The sequence below is a fragment of the Leptospira biflexa serovar Patoc strain 'Patoc 1 (Paris)' genome (genome assembly GCF_000017685.1).
Taxonomy (GTDB): Bacteria; Spirochaetota; Leptospiria; order Leptospirales; family Leptospiraceae; genus Leptospira_A; species Leptospira_A biflexa.
Genome location: NC_010602.1, coordinates 509,504 through 522,953 on the forward strand (window position 1 = coordinate 509,504; position 13,450 = coordinate 522,953).

At 40.3% G+C, this 13,450-nt stretch carries 13 protein-coding genes and 1 tRNA gene; 9 read left to right on the forward strand and 5 right to left on the reverse strand.

Going from position 1 to position 13,450, the window contains the following annotated elements:
• Positions 1 to 26: 26 nt before the first annotated feature.
• Genes LEPBI_RS02500 through LEPBI_RS02515 form a run of 4 tightly spaced genes read right to left on the reverse strand, consistent with a single transcriptional unit; the run spans position 27 to position 3,783 of the window.
• The gene (locus LEPBI_RS02500) at positions 27 to 1,556 is read right to left on the reverse strand and encodes a thiolase C-terminal domain-containing protein (RefSeq protein ID WP_012387536.1); all 1,530 of its coding nucleotides are present in this window, start codon (positions 1,554 to 1,556) and stop codon (positions 27 to 29) included.
• Between the two features lie 15 nt (positions 1,557 to 1,571).
• A complete protein-coding gene (locus LEPBI_RS02505; RefSeq protein WP_012387537.1) occupies positions 1,572 to 2,366 on the reverse strand; it encodes a hypothetical protein in 795 nt (264 codons plus the stop codon).
• Positions 2,363 to 3,502 carry an LIC_10450 family protein gene (locus tag LEPBI_RS02510; RefSeq protein ID WP_012387538.1) on the reverse strand — a complete coding sequence of 380 codons (1,140 nt, stop codon included), beginning with the start codon at positions 3,500 to 3,502 and terminating at the stop codon, positions 2,363 to 2,365. Before LEPBI_RS02510 ends, LEPBI_RS02505 begins: the two co-directional genes overlap by 4 nt.
• Entirely contained in the window at positions 3,499 to 3,783 is a 285-nt protein-coding gene (locus tag LEPBI_RS02515) for a hypothetical protein (RefSeq protein ID WP_012387539.1), read from the reverse strand. The genes LEPBI_RS02510 and LEPBI_RS02515 overlap by 4 nt, the downstream gene beginning before the upstream one ends.
• A gap of 120 nt (positions 3,784 to 3,903) precedes the next feature.
• Here LEPBI_RS02515 and rpsT point away from each other — a divergent pair, with 120 nt between their 5' ends.
• The 8 genes from rpsT to LEPBI_RS02555 all read left to right on the forward strand — a co-directional run bounded on the left by rpsT (position 3,904) and on the right by LEPBI_RS02555 (position 11,609).
• Positions 3,904 to 4,179 carry a 30S ribosomal protein S20 gene (gene rpsT, locus LEPBI_RS02520; RefSeq protein ID WP_012387540.1) on the forward strand — a complete coding sequence of 92 codons (276 nt, stop codon included), beginning with the start codon at positions 3,904 to 3,906 and terminating at the stop codon, positions 4,177 to 4,179.
• A gap of 104 nt (positions 4,180 to 4,283) precedes the next feature.
• A tRNA-Val gene (locus LEPBI_RS02525) sits at positions 4,284 to 4,356 on the forward strand.
• A 105-nt stretch (positions 4,357 to 4,461) separates the two neighbouring features.
• The gene (gene glmM, locus LEPBI_RS02530) at positions 4,462 to 5,838 is read left to right on the forward strand and encodes a phosphoglucosamine mutase (RefSeq protein ID WP_012387541.1); all 1,377 of its coding nucleotides are present in this window, start codon (positions 4,462 to 4,464) and stop codon (positions 5,836 to 5,838) included.
• Entirely contained in the window at positions 5,823 to 7,658 is a 1,836-nt protein-coding gene (gene glmS, locus LEPBI_RS02535) for a glutamine--fructose-6-phosphate transaminase (isomerizing) (protein ID WP_012387542.1), read from the forward strand. The genes glmM and glmS overlap by 16 nt, the downstream gene beginning before the upstream one ends.
• A 3-nt stretch (positions 7,659 to 7,661) precedes the next feature.
• Positions 7,662 to 8,693, forward strand: a complete 1,032-nt coding sequence (locus tag LEPBI_RS02540) for a GlmU family protein (protein ID WP_012387543.1) — start codon at positions 7,662 to 7,664, stop codon at positions 8,691 to 8,693.
• 3 nt (positions 8,694 to 8,696) lie between these two features.
• The gene (locus tag LEPBI_RS02545) at positions 8,697 to 9,602 is read left to right on the forward strand and encodes an alpha/beta fold hydrolase (protein WP_012387544.1); all 906 of its coding nucleotides are present in this window, start codon (positions 8,697 to 8,699) and stop codon (positions 9,600 to 9,602) included.
• 1 nt (position 9,603) lies between these two features.
• Positions 9,604 to 11,205, forward strand: a complete 1,602-nt coding sequence (locus LEPBI_RS02550; protein WP_012387545.1) for a carboxyl transferase domain-containing protein — start codon at positions 9,604 to 9,606, stop codon at positions 11,203 to 11,205.
• A 44-nt stretch (positions 11,206 to 11,249) separates the two neighbouring features.
• Entirely contained in the window at positions 11,250 to 11,609 is a 360-nt protein-coding gene (locus LEPBI_RS02555; protein WP_012387546.1) for an STAS domain-containing protein, read from the forward strand.
• Here LEPBI_RS02555 and LEPBI_RS02560 read toward each other — a convergent pair.
• Positions 11,597 to 12,163, reverse strand: coding sequence for a DJ-1 family glyoxalase III (locus tag LEPBI_RS02560; protein ID WP_012387547.1), 567 nt, complete (start codon positions 12,161 to 12,163; stop codon positions 11,597 to 11,599). The genes LEPBI_RS02555 and LEPBI_RS02560 overlap by 13 nt on opposite strands.
• 123 nt (positions 12,164 to 12,286) lie before the next feature.
• On the opposite strand from LEPBI_RS02560, the gene LEPBI_RS02565 reads away from it, so the two are divergent.
• Positions 12,287 to 13,438: a S1C family serine protease gene (locus LEPBI_RS02565; RefSeq protein ID WP_041769601.1), complete on the forward strand. Its 1,152-nt coding sequence runs from the start codon at positions 12,287 to 12,289 to the stop codon at positions 13,436 to 13,438.
• Positions 13,439 to 13,450 lie beyond the last annotated feature (12 nt).

Consider the following 13,450-nt stretch of genomic DNA (forward strand, 5'->3'; position numbering starts at 1 on the left):
GAACCCTTGTTTGGCTGGCTTGTATCTTAACCCAATACAACTGCTTGGATTTTTCCATCGATGATTTGGAATTCGACTTTGGTTTTTCCCAGTTCCAAACCATCCTTCGTTACAATTTCCTTTCCTTCTTTGTCGTAGAGGTTCGTGAGAGCCATCTCGCCATTCTCTTTCGTGGAACAAATGATGAGGTAAGGTGGTTTTTTTTCACCCCCAGGATTGAAATAAATCGTCGTTGCGGAAAGAATCGTGGCATGTTCCTTCTCTTTTGGACTGGGAACATTCACTTCCAATGGTTTTAATTCCATTGTTTCTTTCGAGTCCCTTTCTGTTTTGTCTTTGGCAAACAGGATCACGGAATTGATGCTATCAATCCCACCATTACCTCCAAGCAAACTCACCTTAGGTGGTTCACTCAATACTTTGGGAATGGGATGGACCGAAAGTCCATATTGGCTCGCGATGTCCACAAGGCCAGTTGCCCCAGAGATGGCCATGGCCGCTTGGTAATTCAAAATCCCACCACCTAAATTGATGGGGATCTCTTTCGTTCCATTGGAGATCTTTCCTTTGCGAAGTGCATTCGCTGTTTCTTTTGGTGACACCCCAAAATAAAGTGAGGCTTCATGGATGACCATCCCTGTAAAACAATCGTAAATCCAAGCATAGTCAATTTCTGACCGATTGATCCCACTCGAAGCGACGGCCCTTTCACAAGCAAGACCTGCAGGACTTTTTAAATCCTTTTTTTGGATGAGGTATTCGGCATGGGCACTGTGACCCGAACCAATTACATAGATGTGTTTGGCATCAGCCTTAATCACTTTTTTATCGATTAACTTCTGTTTCATGAACTCTGATGTGATGAGGGTGGCAAAGCCATGGTCAGTGACAATGGCAATCATGGGAGTGCTATACACACCAGATAAAGGTTTTTGTAATTGTTTCTCCACCATTGGTTTTTGGTATTGGAAGGCACGCGGATTGGTTTCGGCAAGGGTTCGGAAGTGTTTTGTAATCACTTCTAAGTCATCACTTGTCACACCTGTATCAAACATCATTCGTTCACATAACAAGGAGTAGAGGCCAATGAGGGTTGCCCCATACGGCATCTCCCAGTCTTTATGGCAAACAGTGGCAGTGAGTCGTTTTAGATCTGAGACTTGTCTGAATACGGATTTGGGAATGTCAGCCGCGGCCACAAGCACGACCGCATAGGGATTGGCTTTTACAATGGTATAGGCTTGTTGAATGGCACCACCGACACTGGCTCCACCCAAATCTACGGTATGGCAGGCAAGACCACCAAATCCCATATCATTTGCATCTTTAATGGTAAACCCATAGCCTTCTCTGCCAAGTGACTGTGCTTCCACGGATACAAAATCAGTGAGGTAAGGTTTGATCTTTTCCCGATCGGTTCCGAGGAATCCAAATAGTTTGTCTACGGATGAAAAAAGTAAGGAATGGTATTTCTCAAGAGGGGAGAGGTTTTTGTAAACTTCCGCATCAAATTCTGATTCAATGGTGTCGCAAACACCAAGTAAAATAGGGTCCATGATGCCACATTTGAATCAACCTTCGATATTCATCAACGCATTCATTCGAAAATCTTGTATGATTTGTTTGCAGCGTTCAGTGATCCGATTCAAACTTTCACCAAACTTTTTCCCGTTGTAAGCATTAAACGAATTGGGATATTCTTTTTCGTTTACTTGGACAATCATATCTGGGTTAATTCTATTTTTAGCTGTAAGATCTTGGACTGCCACAATGATGTTTTTTAAAGCAATACAACCATCTTTTAATAGATTTTGTGAAGCCTTTTCAATCACGATGGCATTACCATTGGCGTCTAACAAGGTTTTCATGAACTCTTGCATTTTCATAGACGGAAGGCCACGCCGAGTGAGTCCAATTCGTTCCACTTGTAAAACAGCATCTTGAAGATAGGAATATTCTGGAGTTCCCTTAAAAACATAAATGAGAACGGGAAGTTCCATTTCCGTAAAATCCAACATGGCACCGTAAAAGTAACGAGTTTCTAGTTTTGCCAATGGGTGGAAATCAACCTTTTTGTAATTGGCCAATCTTTCAATCGACTCATCCATAATTCGGTTAAGGGTTTGGGCTTTTGCTGCTTCTTTTTTCGCAGCAAGTTCTTGGAACTTCGATTTGAGTTGTTCTAAAAATGTCACTTCTTCTGTGAGAAACTTTGTGATGTTCCCACGAAGTTTTAAAACTTGGATGTAACGTTGTTCGAACCCAGTTTGGTCAAATGCCTTTGGATTGAGTTTCCCGTGTTCTTTGTATTCCGATCGTATTTTTTCTAAGATTGCTTTTGTTTCTGCTTCCGACAGTTCTTTCATTTCGATTGTTTCCAGTGTTCAATTTCCAAAATGGTTTTATCTAAGTCCTGTGCAAAATAGAGTGAGGCATTTTTCGCATCCACAAACATCAGTTGGTTTGCATATTGTAATTGTTTGACTTGAATTTCATTTTTGAGATTCAAAATATTCAATAGTTGCAAACTCAATTTTTTTAGATCTTTGATGATCACATCTGTATGTCTTTGCATCTCAAACAAATGTAAATGATTCAACTTTTCTTTGTCTGATTCAATTAGCTTCATCTCTTCGCGTTTTTCCACAGGCGATTTGGAAATGTAATAAGTGATTGGACGAGGATATGACGTCATTTCTTTATGAAGATCGATCATTTTATCGATGGCTTCAAAAACTGTTGCATCAATTTCTCTCGAAAAATTCCCCACTATGTTTTTGTTTTCAGAAGGGTCCCCTGTGAGTTCAAAAATCCGTGAGGATTGTAGATTACGAATGATGGCCGTGATCCTTTCTCTATATGTGGCAATGATCTTTAAAAAATCATCGATCCTTTGTTGGGCCGTTTTTTCGCCTGTCCCTTCTTCGAGTCGTGTATTGGCTGTGATTTGAGACGGGTCTTCTTCTTCCTCAGGTTTTGTTGGTTCTGGAGTGTTCAAAAGACCATCATGGGAAATACGTACTTCTGCTTTAGGAGGAGTTTCCCCGTCAAAAATATCTAGATCCACATCTTCTCGCATGAGATTTTCTTCCTCAACGGAAGAATGAGTTTCATTGAGAATCTCCAATGGAGTTGCCGATTTTTCAGGCGAGGTCGTTAGCTTCGGATCTGGGGCAGAAATTAATTTCCCGAGTATGGGATTGGACCTAAGGTCTTCTGAGATGATGGGTGGAGGGAGAGGAGTCTCTCTGGTACTAGAATCCTTGGAATTCAATTCTTCCTTGGAAATGATTGTTTGGTGGTGAGGGACAAGTTCAAAATGATTGCCCACTAGTTTTAAAATTTCAATTCTACGGATTTCTTTATTGAATCTTAGGGCATAACGGTTGTTATCCTTGTCGATATACCGTTGTTGGATTTGCGAGATGGATAATTTGATGGGGTCAATCTCTTCGATCGAATCAATTTTGATATAATGATATTTTGATTTATCCGGGGTCACAGTCGCAAAATTTCCAACAAAGCTTCTGTGAAAGCATATGAGAGTAATACGTTCGGGTCAACTTCCTTCTCCCTTGAAATCAAACTTAATGTAAAAAAATCATAACGAGAGAGTTCTAACCTTTCATAATGGCCAGACTCTCCTTTTGGATAGGTTCCAGGGTCCATTCCCTCTAGTTTTAGCGATAAGATAGCCATTTTTATGACAAGACCCAGGTCTAGGTGTCGCTCCTTCAAAATTTCATAGAGCTCGGAATCAATCCAAATGAGTGCAGAAAACATAAAACCCTCTCACAGAAGGGGTCAAAGACTCAGGTTTTGGTTCTCATTTTTTTCTCTTTCGCCTTGACCGGCAGAGTGGTACTCAAAAGATAAGTAAAAATTCCTCATAGGGGACATTCCTTGGCTAATTTAAAATCATCTAAAAAAGACATCCGTAGAACCGCTCGTAGAAAAGAGCGAAATGGGGAAGACCGTACTGAATTACGCACATACGCACGTCTTCTCATCAAAGCCATCAAATCTGGCGACAAAACGGAAGCATTGACTGTTTTTTCTAAACTATCTTCTAAATTGGACAGAGCTGCGAAAACAAAACTCATCCACAAAAAAAATGCAGATCGTAAAAAATCCCGCATGGCACTTCGCATCAACTCAATTGAGGCAAAAGCCGCCTAACATTTGCTTTTAGCACCTTGGAATGAGGCCACCATCGTGTGGCCTTTTTTATTTCTAATTCTCATTTACAGATTTCAGAGCTCCCCTACATTGGTCATAACAACGGGCGATTAGCTCAGCTGGGAGAGCAGCTGCCTTACAAGCAGCGGGTCGGCAGTTCAATCCTGTCATCGCCCAAACCGTTTTACTTCAAATCTATTTTTTATTTCCTCCTCTCTGATACTTCACATAAAGTAAAAAGATAGACTTACAGTGCGAATCCAAGAACCTTGATCGTATTGTATGCATTTCACTAAAGAGTATGATTTATCCTCTCTCATGATTTCCATCTCCGGGGTACGGGGAAAAATAGGACAAGGATTTGGATTAGAAGAGGCGCTCAGCTTTTCTAAATCTTTTGCCACCATGATGAATGGTGGAACTGTAGTGATTGGTCGCGACTCAAGACCAAGTGGCCCATATTTAGAATCGCTTCTCACCTCAGCTTTGTTAGCTTCTGGAAGTTCTGTTTTAACTTTGGGACTTGTTCCCACTCCCACAACAAAAGCAGTGGTTAACTTAGCCAAAGCAAATGGTGGGATTATGATTTCTGCATCTCATAATCCTATGGAATGGAATGCATTTAAATTTATTTCCAAAAAAGGGTTTTTCTTTTCTGCAAATGAAAACCAAACTTTACTTTCTATACTTCAGTCAGGAAAATTTTTTAAAGAACAAATTTCTCCAAAAGGGTACATTGACTCTGGAGAAGATTATATCGACTTACATTTATCCTCAGTTCTCAAACGTGTGAATGTAACAAAAATCAAAAAGAAAAAATTTACAGTATTTGTGGACGCAGTCGGTGGTGCAGGTTCTTATGTTGTACCAAAATTTTTACAGATGTTAGGTTGTAAGGTAATCTCACATAACTGTAATCCCGATGGAACATTCCCTCGTCCTCCAGAACCAACTGCAAAGGCTTTAAAAACGGTAGAACCTTATTTCAAAAAATCCAAAGCGAATATTGGATTTGCTCTAGATCCGGATGCGGATCGATTGGTTTTGTTCACTCCAAAACGTGGTGCCATTTCAGAAGAATATACATTGCCACTTGCGCTGATGAATGTACTTTCGGAATCCAAAAAAAAATCCAAAGTCGTGGTGAATCTCTCAACGAGTTTTCTAAATGAAGAAGTGGCTTCTCGATTTGGTGGTGAAGTAATTCGAAGTAAAGTCGGTGAAGCAAACGTCGTAGAAGAAATGATCAGAACCAAATCCGTATTTGGTGGCGAAGGGAACGGTGGTGTGATTGATCCAAATATTCCATCTTTTGGCCGAGACACTTTATCAGGGATTGCTCATATTCTCAATCTAATGGCAGAAACAGGAAACACCATCGATGAATTGATGGATGGTTTGCCGAATTTATTTATGGACAAACAGTCCTTTCCTTTGGCAAAAGGAATCTCCTTAGAAAGTTTATACAACAAATTTCAAACAGAGTTTTCGCCAAAACTCATTTCAGAAAAAGATGGGTTGTGGATGTATATGTCTGATTCATGGATCCACATCAGACCTTCCAATACGGAACCTATATTTCGTGTCATTACAGAAACAAAATCCCAATCGGATTTGGAATCTACCTTAAAGAGAGTAAAACAATGTGTGGAATCGTAGGTTATTTAGGTAAAAGACAGGCACTCCCTGTTATCATTAAAGGTTTAAAAAGATTAGAATACCGAGGGTATGACAGTGCCGGTGTGGCTCTGTTAAACGGTGGTTTGGAGATTGTCAAAAAAAAAGGGAAGGTCGCTGATTTAGAATCTGAAATTGGAAACCGGAAATTGGAAGCAAGTCTCGGAATTGGTCACACACGTTGGGCCACACACGGTGAACCTAATGATCGTAATGCGCACCCTCACACAAGTTCGGATGGAAAACTTGCCATCATCCATAACGGTATCATTGAAAACTATAGTTCTATCAAAAAGGAACTTGAGAGTAATGGACATGTATTCAAATCTGATACAGATTCTGAAGTACTCATCCATCTGATCGAAGAGATCAAAAAACAAAATAATTGTACGATCGAAGAAGCTGTTCGTCTTGCATTGAATGAAGTGGTAGGAGCTTACGCCATCGTTGTACTTTCGAAAGACAATGAACGCAGTATGATTGCCGCAAGGAAAGGTTCTCCACTCGTGATTGGAATTGGTGAGGATGAATACTTTGTGGCATCAGATGCAACTCCGATCATCGAATATACAAATAATGTAACCTATCTCAATGACCAAGAAATGGCGATCATCAAAGACGGAAGCCTCGTTGTCAAAAATTTAGAGAACGTAACCAAAACTCCATTCATTCAAAAATTAGAATTGGATTTGGAAGACATAGAGAAAGGTGGATACCCACACTTTATGTTGAAGGAAATTTTTGAACAGCCAAAGTCCATTCGGGATGCGATGCGTGGTCGTTTGGTTTCGCGCGAACACCATTTGTTCTTAAGTGGGATAGACCAATATTTAAATCGATTTTTAAATGCTGATCGACTGATATTGGTTGGGTGCGGAACCTCTTGGCATGCAGGGCTCATTGGTGAATATTTATTTGAAGATATTGCTCGTATCCCAACAGAAGTTGAATATGCATCCGAATTTCGTTATCGTAATCCGATTGTTACGGAAAGAGATGTGGTGATCGCCGTTTCGCAGTCAGGTGAAACAGCTGATACGCTGGCTGCCATCGAACTTGCGAAGTCTAAAGGTGCTTTGATTTTTGGTGTATGTAATGTCGTGGGTTCATCAATTGCGCGTGCCTCTCACGCAGGTGCTTATTTGCATGCTGGTCCTGAGATTGGTGTGGCTTCCACAAAAGCGTTTACATCACAAGTCACCATCTTAACCATGATGGCTCTTTATTTAGGATTAAAAAAAGGAACGATCTCGTTATCGGATTACCAAACTTTACTCTTAGAGCTTGACTCCATTCCTGATAAAGTCGCAAAAATTTTAACCAAAGACGAAGAGATTCGAAATATATCTGAAAATTTTTATAGAGCATCTAACTTCCTTTATTTGGGACGAGGTTTTAATTTCCCTGTTGCATTGGAAGGAGCCTTAAAGTTAAAGGAAATCTCTTATATCCATGCGGAAGGATACCCTGCTGCTGAAATGAAACATGGACCAATTGCTCTCATTGATGAAGATATGCCGGTTGTTTTCATTGCGACTAAAGATAGCTCGTATGAAAAGGTGATTTCAAATATCCAAGAAGTGAAAGCAAGAAAAGGTAAGGTAATTGCCATTGTGACGGACGGAGATACTGAAATCCAAAGTATGGCAGATTTTACATTCCAGATTCCAAAAACTGCGGACGCCCTCGTTCCTTTACTTGCAGTCATTCCTTTACAGTTGTTATCGTATCACATAGCAATCCTTAGAGGGTGCAATGTGGACCAACCTAGGAACTTAGCAAAATCTGTTACAGTGGAGTGATTTGTGAATCTCTTATTCGACGATTCTAAACGTAATCCCTCTCTTGAACCACTTTCGAGGTTCCATTCATTTTTTGAATGGAACTTAGGAGGAATGAATCTACTCGAAAAATTAGATAGAAAATACCCAGGTTCAAAATTTTTTTATAAAGGACCAAATCCGGATTTTGAAACATTAATCTTCAATCGTTACCCACATGTTTTTCCAGCAACTTTAGAAAACTATGATTCTATTTATAGTTCTAATTCCTTTTTACCTTGGGAGTTACTTGGAACTGTAACATCGATTATAGAAGACACTTTGAACATTGATAAAGAATGGAAACGGTTTCGCCAAAAGTACAAATCAAAACAATCAGGTTTTCATATTGTTGGCAAAGACAAACACCTTTACATCCATTCAGGGGCAACCATTTATCCTGGAGTTGTTTTTGATACTACTCATGGTCCCATTCTCATTGAAGATGGAGTCAAAATTTCATCTTTTAGTTTTTTGGAAGGACCTTTATTTATAGGTAAAAATTGCCAGATCGACAATGCAAGGATCACTGGTGGAACGTTGATTGGAAACCAATGTCGGATAGGTGGTGAAGTTGAAAATTCCATCATTTTGGATTATACCAACAAACACCATGAAGGTTTTTTGGGTCATAGTTTTGTTTCTAGTTGGGTCAATTTAGGTGCTCTGTCCACAACAAGTGATCTAAAAAATAATTATGGAATCGTGAAACTCAAAGTAGGTGATGCCATCGTCAATACAGGCACCATTAAATTTGGGTCCATCATTGGTCCATTTACAAAACTTGCGATTGGTGTGATGTCAAACACAGGAACCGTATTTGATATTGCAAGTAACATAGTGGAATCAAGGATCCAAGGGTATGTGCCTGCATTTACTTGGATCAAACCTGGAGAACGTTACCGACTGGAAGAATTTTTATTTGATACCAAAAAGATCATGGCACGTAGAGGGATGAATTTGTTTGAATTTGAGGATCTTTATTTGAGAAAACTGTATGGAAAGTGTACGGAGTAAAACATGACACCTAGTTTACAGGCACATATTAATTCCGGTAAAACTGTTGAAATCGATGGTTTGAGTTTTTTTTATATTGAAGAAGGAAAGGGTGACGAAATCATTTTTTTGTTACCAGGTTTTTTAACAACATCATATAACTATCGTAAATTAGTGGAGTTGTTATCAACTCACTACCGTGTGATTGCTCTCGATTTTTTAGGAACTGGTTTTAGTGGAAGACCTGATGGGCCATTGTCGCATCGATTGCAGGCACATTATTTATCACCTTTTTTGGAAAAAGTAGTCGGCGACAAAAAAGTGCATGTAGTGGCATTTGATTACGCTTTGCCTATTTTATGTTTTGCATTCAAAGAACATTCAAATCAATACAAATCCCTTTCGATTTTAGGTGGGTTCATGAACTTGCCCAAATTTCGATACTATTTCCCATTACATTTTTTACGTCTTCCGATCATCGGTGAAATTTTTAGTTTTTTATTCCGTCCACCACTACTTCGTTTTTTTTATAAATGGTTTCTTGTGAAAAAAACCCATCACTTTACAAGCGAGTGGGAAAAGACCATGTATCATTTGTTATTCGAGGGAAAGAATAAAAAAAACACATTGGAATTCATTCGAAATGTAGATCGCTCCACACATGCACTTCGTGAAATTGAAGAAGGAGCAAAACATTTTGTAGGCCTTAGGCAAATTTATTTAGGAGAAGAGGATTTTCGAATTTCTCCGAAACAAACTGAATACATGAAAGAAACGTTAAGGACAAGTAGTCTCGTGTTTTTGCCATGTAAACATTTAGCGATGGAAGAGTGCCCAACCGTTGTTTATGAAAAACTACATTATTTTGTAGATAGTTTTTCTCACAAAAAAACCAAAACATTCCACTTTAACAAACAAAATAAGGACTAGTATGGAAAGGCTGATCTCAAAAATAAACCCGTTATCATCTGATTTTATTTCAAATCGAACTACATACTTAGAAACTCTTGTTCCCATACGAAAAACCATCGAAAAAGTTAAGTTAGGTGGTGGCAAAAAGGCCTTGGAAAAACATAAGTCGCGAGGCAAACTCACTGCAAGGGAACGAATTGCAGAACTCATCGATTCCAATACAGAATTTATGGAAATCTGTGGACTTGCCGCAGAAGGTGTGTACAACGATCCAGTGCCATCCGCCGGTATCATCACAGGAATTGGAAAAGTGGAAGGTGTTGACTGTATGATTGTTGCCAATGATGCAACAGTCAAAGGTGGAACGTATTATCCATTGACCGTCAAAAAACATGTTCGTGCTCAAGAGATCGCCGAAAACAATTCACTCCCTTGTGTTTATTTAGTGGATTCTGGTGGAGCATTTTTGCCCATGCAAGACGAAGTTTTTCCTGACAAAGATCATTTTGGTAGGATCTTTTTTAACCAAGCTCGGATGAGTGCAAAAGGAATTTCTCAAATAGCGGTTGTTATGGGTTCTTGCACTGCGGGTGGTGCTTATATCCCTGCTATGTCTGACGAATCCGTGATTGTAAAGGGGAATGGGACAATTTTTCTTGGAGGACCACCTCTAGTCAAAGCGGCTACAGGAGAAGTTGTCACTGGTGAAGAGTTAGGTGGCGCAGATGTTCATTGCCGTATTTCGGGTGTCACTGATCATTATGCAGAAGACGATTACCATGCTTTGGAAATTACAAGATCCATTATCAAAAATTTAAATGTAAAAAATTTCACAACTCCAAAAGAAACTGAAGATCCTTTATATCCAACAGAAGAAATTTATGGAATCATCGAAAGAGATTCTCGTAAATCCTATGATCCAAGAGAGATCATCGCAAGGTTAGTGGATGGTTCTAGGTTTCATGAATTTAAAAAACTATATGCCACGACGATCGTAACGGGGTTTGCCGAAATTTATGGTCACCCCGTCGGCATTATCGCCAATCATGGGGTTTTGTTTTCAGAGTCGGCTCTGAAAGCTTCACACTTTATAGAACTCTGTGACCAAAGGCGAATCCCTTTGCTTTTCCTCCAAAACATCACTGGTTTTATGGTTGGGAAAAAATATGAAAACAATGGGATTGCCCGTGATGGTGCCAAAATGGTCAATGCGGTCTCAACAACGACTGTCCCCAAACTAACCATTGTTACGGGAGGATCTTATGGGGCTGGTAATTATGGAATGTGTGGTCGTGCCTTTGCTCCCGAATTTTTATGGATGTGGCCAAATGCTCGGATCTCTGTTATGGGTGGAGAACAAGCTGCCAATGTTTTATGGACGGTAAAAAAAGACCAAAAAGAAGCCCAAGGGGAAACCATTTTACCTGATGAAGAAACAACTTTCAAAAAACCAATTTTAGATGATTATGAAAAAAAATCCTCTGCTGTGTATAGCTCCGCTCGGCTTTGGGATGATGGAATCATAGACCCGGCAGACACTCGCAATATTTTAGGAAGGGCATTGTCCATCCTCAGTAGAAGGAAAGAAGAAAGAAAACCGTTCGGTGTCTTTCGAATGTAATTTTTTTCCTTTTCATTTCTTTTTATGGTGCAAACTTAAATCAAATGGTCATTCGCGAAACGTCTTCGAATCAGGTAGTTGTCATCACCATTGAAGGTGAAGTTGATTTGTACAATGCAAAAGAATTGAAAGACATTTTGGATGACAAAATGCGCAAACACCAATACGAGATCGTTGTGAATTTAGAAAAGGTTCCCTTTATGGATAGTTCTGGAATTGGAACTCTTGTGACCGCCATGTACAAACTTAAAAAATACCATGGCAATCTAAAGGTATGTAGTGTACATGGTTCCGTCGCCAAAGTGTTTAAAATGACTGGGATGGAAAGTCACTTAGAAGTGTTTGATACCGAAGAGATGGCAGTCCAGTCTCTCATCAGCGAACGAAATTCTCACTCCGATTGAGGCAGTTGGAGTCCTTGTTTGACTCTCTCCATCACTTCCTTCCCTTCGAACAATTCCAACAAATACAAAGCAAATGCAAATGCTGATCCAGGTCCAACACTCGTATGGATATGGTGAAAGGACTCAATCCGATTTCCCGTATACCTTCCCCCTTTTCCTTTCGCCAAATCGTCTGTGGAGGGAAAGGCCGTGTATGGGTCATTCCCAGAGATGATATCCCATTTTCGTAAGACGGCAGGCGCGGCACAGATAGCACCAATGTGTTTTTTGGAGGAATGGAAGATAGAGAGGATCTTTTGGATTTCTGTATCGGCCATCAAATTTTTTGTTCCATTCATCCCACCGGGCAAAACAATCGCATCAAATTCATCAACATTGATCTCTGAAAAGGTTGTGTCACTGATATGGATTGTATTCCGAGAAGCCACGACTGGTTCTTTTGTTTTGCTGGCTGAAACCACTTCCACATTCCCGCGACGAAGGACATCAATGAGAATGATGGCTTCCATTTCTTCAAAACCAGGACAGAGGGGAATCAAAACCTTTTTGGCCATACTAAGACTTGGTTGACGTGTTACAAATTGTTCAAGTTTTTTTGTAAAAAAACGATCCCAAGAAATGGGAACTTTCCCGCCCTTCTTTGGGTCTGATACTATAGGAGAGAGTATTCATTGTCTATGACTGAGAAAAAAACGAATCCTTTACGATACATTGCCGTCGCGTTTAGCTTTTTATTACTCGGGACATTTTTGTCTCCCATCTTAACATGCGGAAATTCTTCTGAAAACCCATTGCAACTCAAGGCAGATGGTGGCGAAAAATTATCACCAGCCCAAACCCAAGCCGTTGCCTTAGAAGATGCCTTCCAAGAAGTTTTTGATAAAGTTTCCCCAAGTGTTGTTTCGATTGCCACGGAAGGAACGGTGAATGTGCCCTTACACCCGTTTGAGTATTTTTTTGGGAATCCCCAAAACCAAAGAAAAGGGTCTCGCCAACAAAAACTTTCAGGGCTTGGTTCAGGCATCGTCCTCAATGAAGATGGTTACGTTATGACAAACCACCATGTTGTCCAAAACATGGATAAGTTTACGGTGAAGTTAAAAAACAAAAGTGAATACGAAGCAAAACTCATTGGTTCGGATCCCACTGCCGACATTGCCTTATTAAAAATCAGCGCTCCCAAAGGAACACTTGTGCCCAGTTTGATTGGCGACTCGAGTAAAGTCAGAGTGGGGAATTGGGCGATCGCCATTGGTGCGCCCCTTGGCCTCGAACAATCGTTTACTGTAGGAGTGGTATCGGCCATCCAAAGGGGGGGGCTTGATAAATCAGGTCTTGCCTACATCCAAACGGATGCTGCCATCAACCAAGGGAATAGTGGAGGGCCACTCCTCAATATCCGAGGCGAAGTGATTGGGATCAACCGAATGATTGTGAGCCAATCTGGTGGGTCTGATGGAATTGGTTTTGCCATTCCGATCAATGAAGCTCGTCGTGTTGTGGAAGAATTGAAGTTGAATGGAGTTGTCGCACGTGCATGGATTGGAGCTGGGGTAGATTATATTACGGAACGTGACATCGCACAATTTGGTTTGAAAAACAACCAAGGGGCCATTGTCCACCAAATCTACAAGGGATCGCCTGCCAACAAAGCGGGATTACAACTGATGGATGTGATCATTGAATTTGATGGCAAACCAGTGCGCACTCCAGATGAGCTCGTGGGAATGATTGTGAATTCCAAAATTGGCAAACGAGTCGAACTAAAAATCATCCGAAATAAAAATGAAATCTTGACGTCCATCACTCCAGAGAAGAAACCCAATTGAGGTGAGTTTACG

Bases quoted from the DNA above. Each gene is read 5' to 3' on its own strand.
- LEPBI_RS02555 (WP_012387546.1), top strand. From the start codon at position 11,250: ATGGTCATTCGCGAAACGTCTTCGAATCAGGTAGTTGTCATCACCATT.
- glmM (WP_012387541.1), top strand. From the start codon at position 4,462: ATGCATTTCACTAAAGAGTATGATTTATCCTCTCTCATGATTTCCATC.
- glmS (WP_012387542.1), top strand. From the start codon at position 5,823: ATGTGTGGAATCGTAGGTTATTTAGGTAAAAGACAGGCACTCCCTGTT.
- LEPBI_RS02560 (WP_012387547.1), bottom strand. From the start codon at position 12,163: ATGGCCAAAAAGGTTTTGATTCCCCTCTGTCCTGGTTTTGAAGAAATG.
- LEPBI_RS02550 (WP_012387545.1), top strand. From the start codon at position 9,604: ATGGAAAGGCTGATCTCAAAAATAAACCCGTTATCATCTGATTTTATT.
- LEPBI_RS02515 (WP_012387539.1), bottom strand. From the start codon at position 3,783: ATGTTTTCTGCACTCATTTGGATTGATTCCGAGCTCTATGAAATTTTG.
- LEPBI_RS02565 (WP_041769601.1), top strand. From the start codon at position 12,287: ATGACTGAGAAAAAAACGAATCCTTTACGATACATTGCCGTCGCGTTT.
- LEPBI_RS02545 (WP_012387544.1), top strand. From the start codon at position 8,697: ATGACACCTAGTTTACAGGCACATATTAATTCCGGTAAAACTGTTGAA.
- LEPBI_RS02500 (WP_012387536.1), bottom strand. From the start codon at position 1,556: ATGGACCCTATTTTACTTGGTGTTTGCGACACCATTGAATCAGAATTT.
- LEPBI_RS02505 (WP_012387537.1), bottom strand. From the start codon at position 2,366: ATGAAAGAACTGTCGGAAGCAGAAACAAAAGCAATCTTAGAAAAAATA.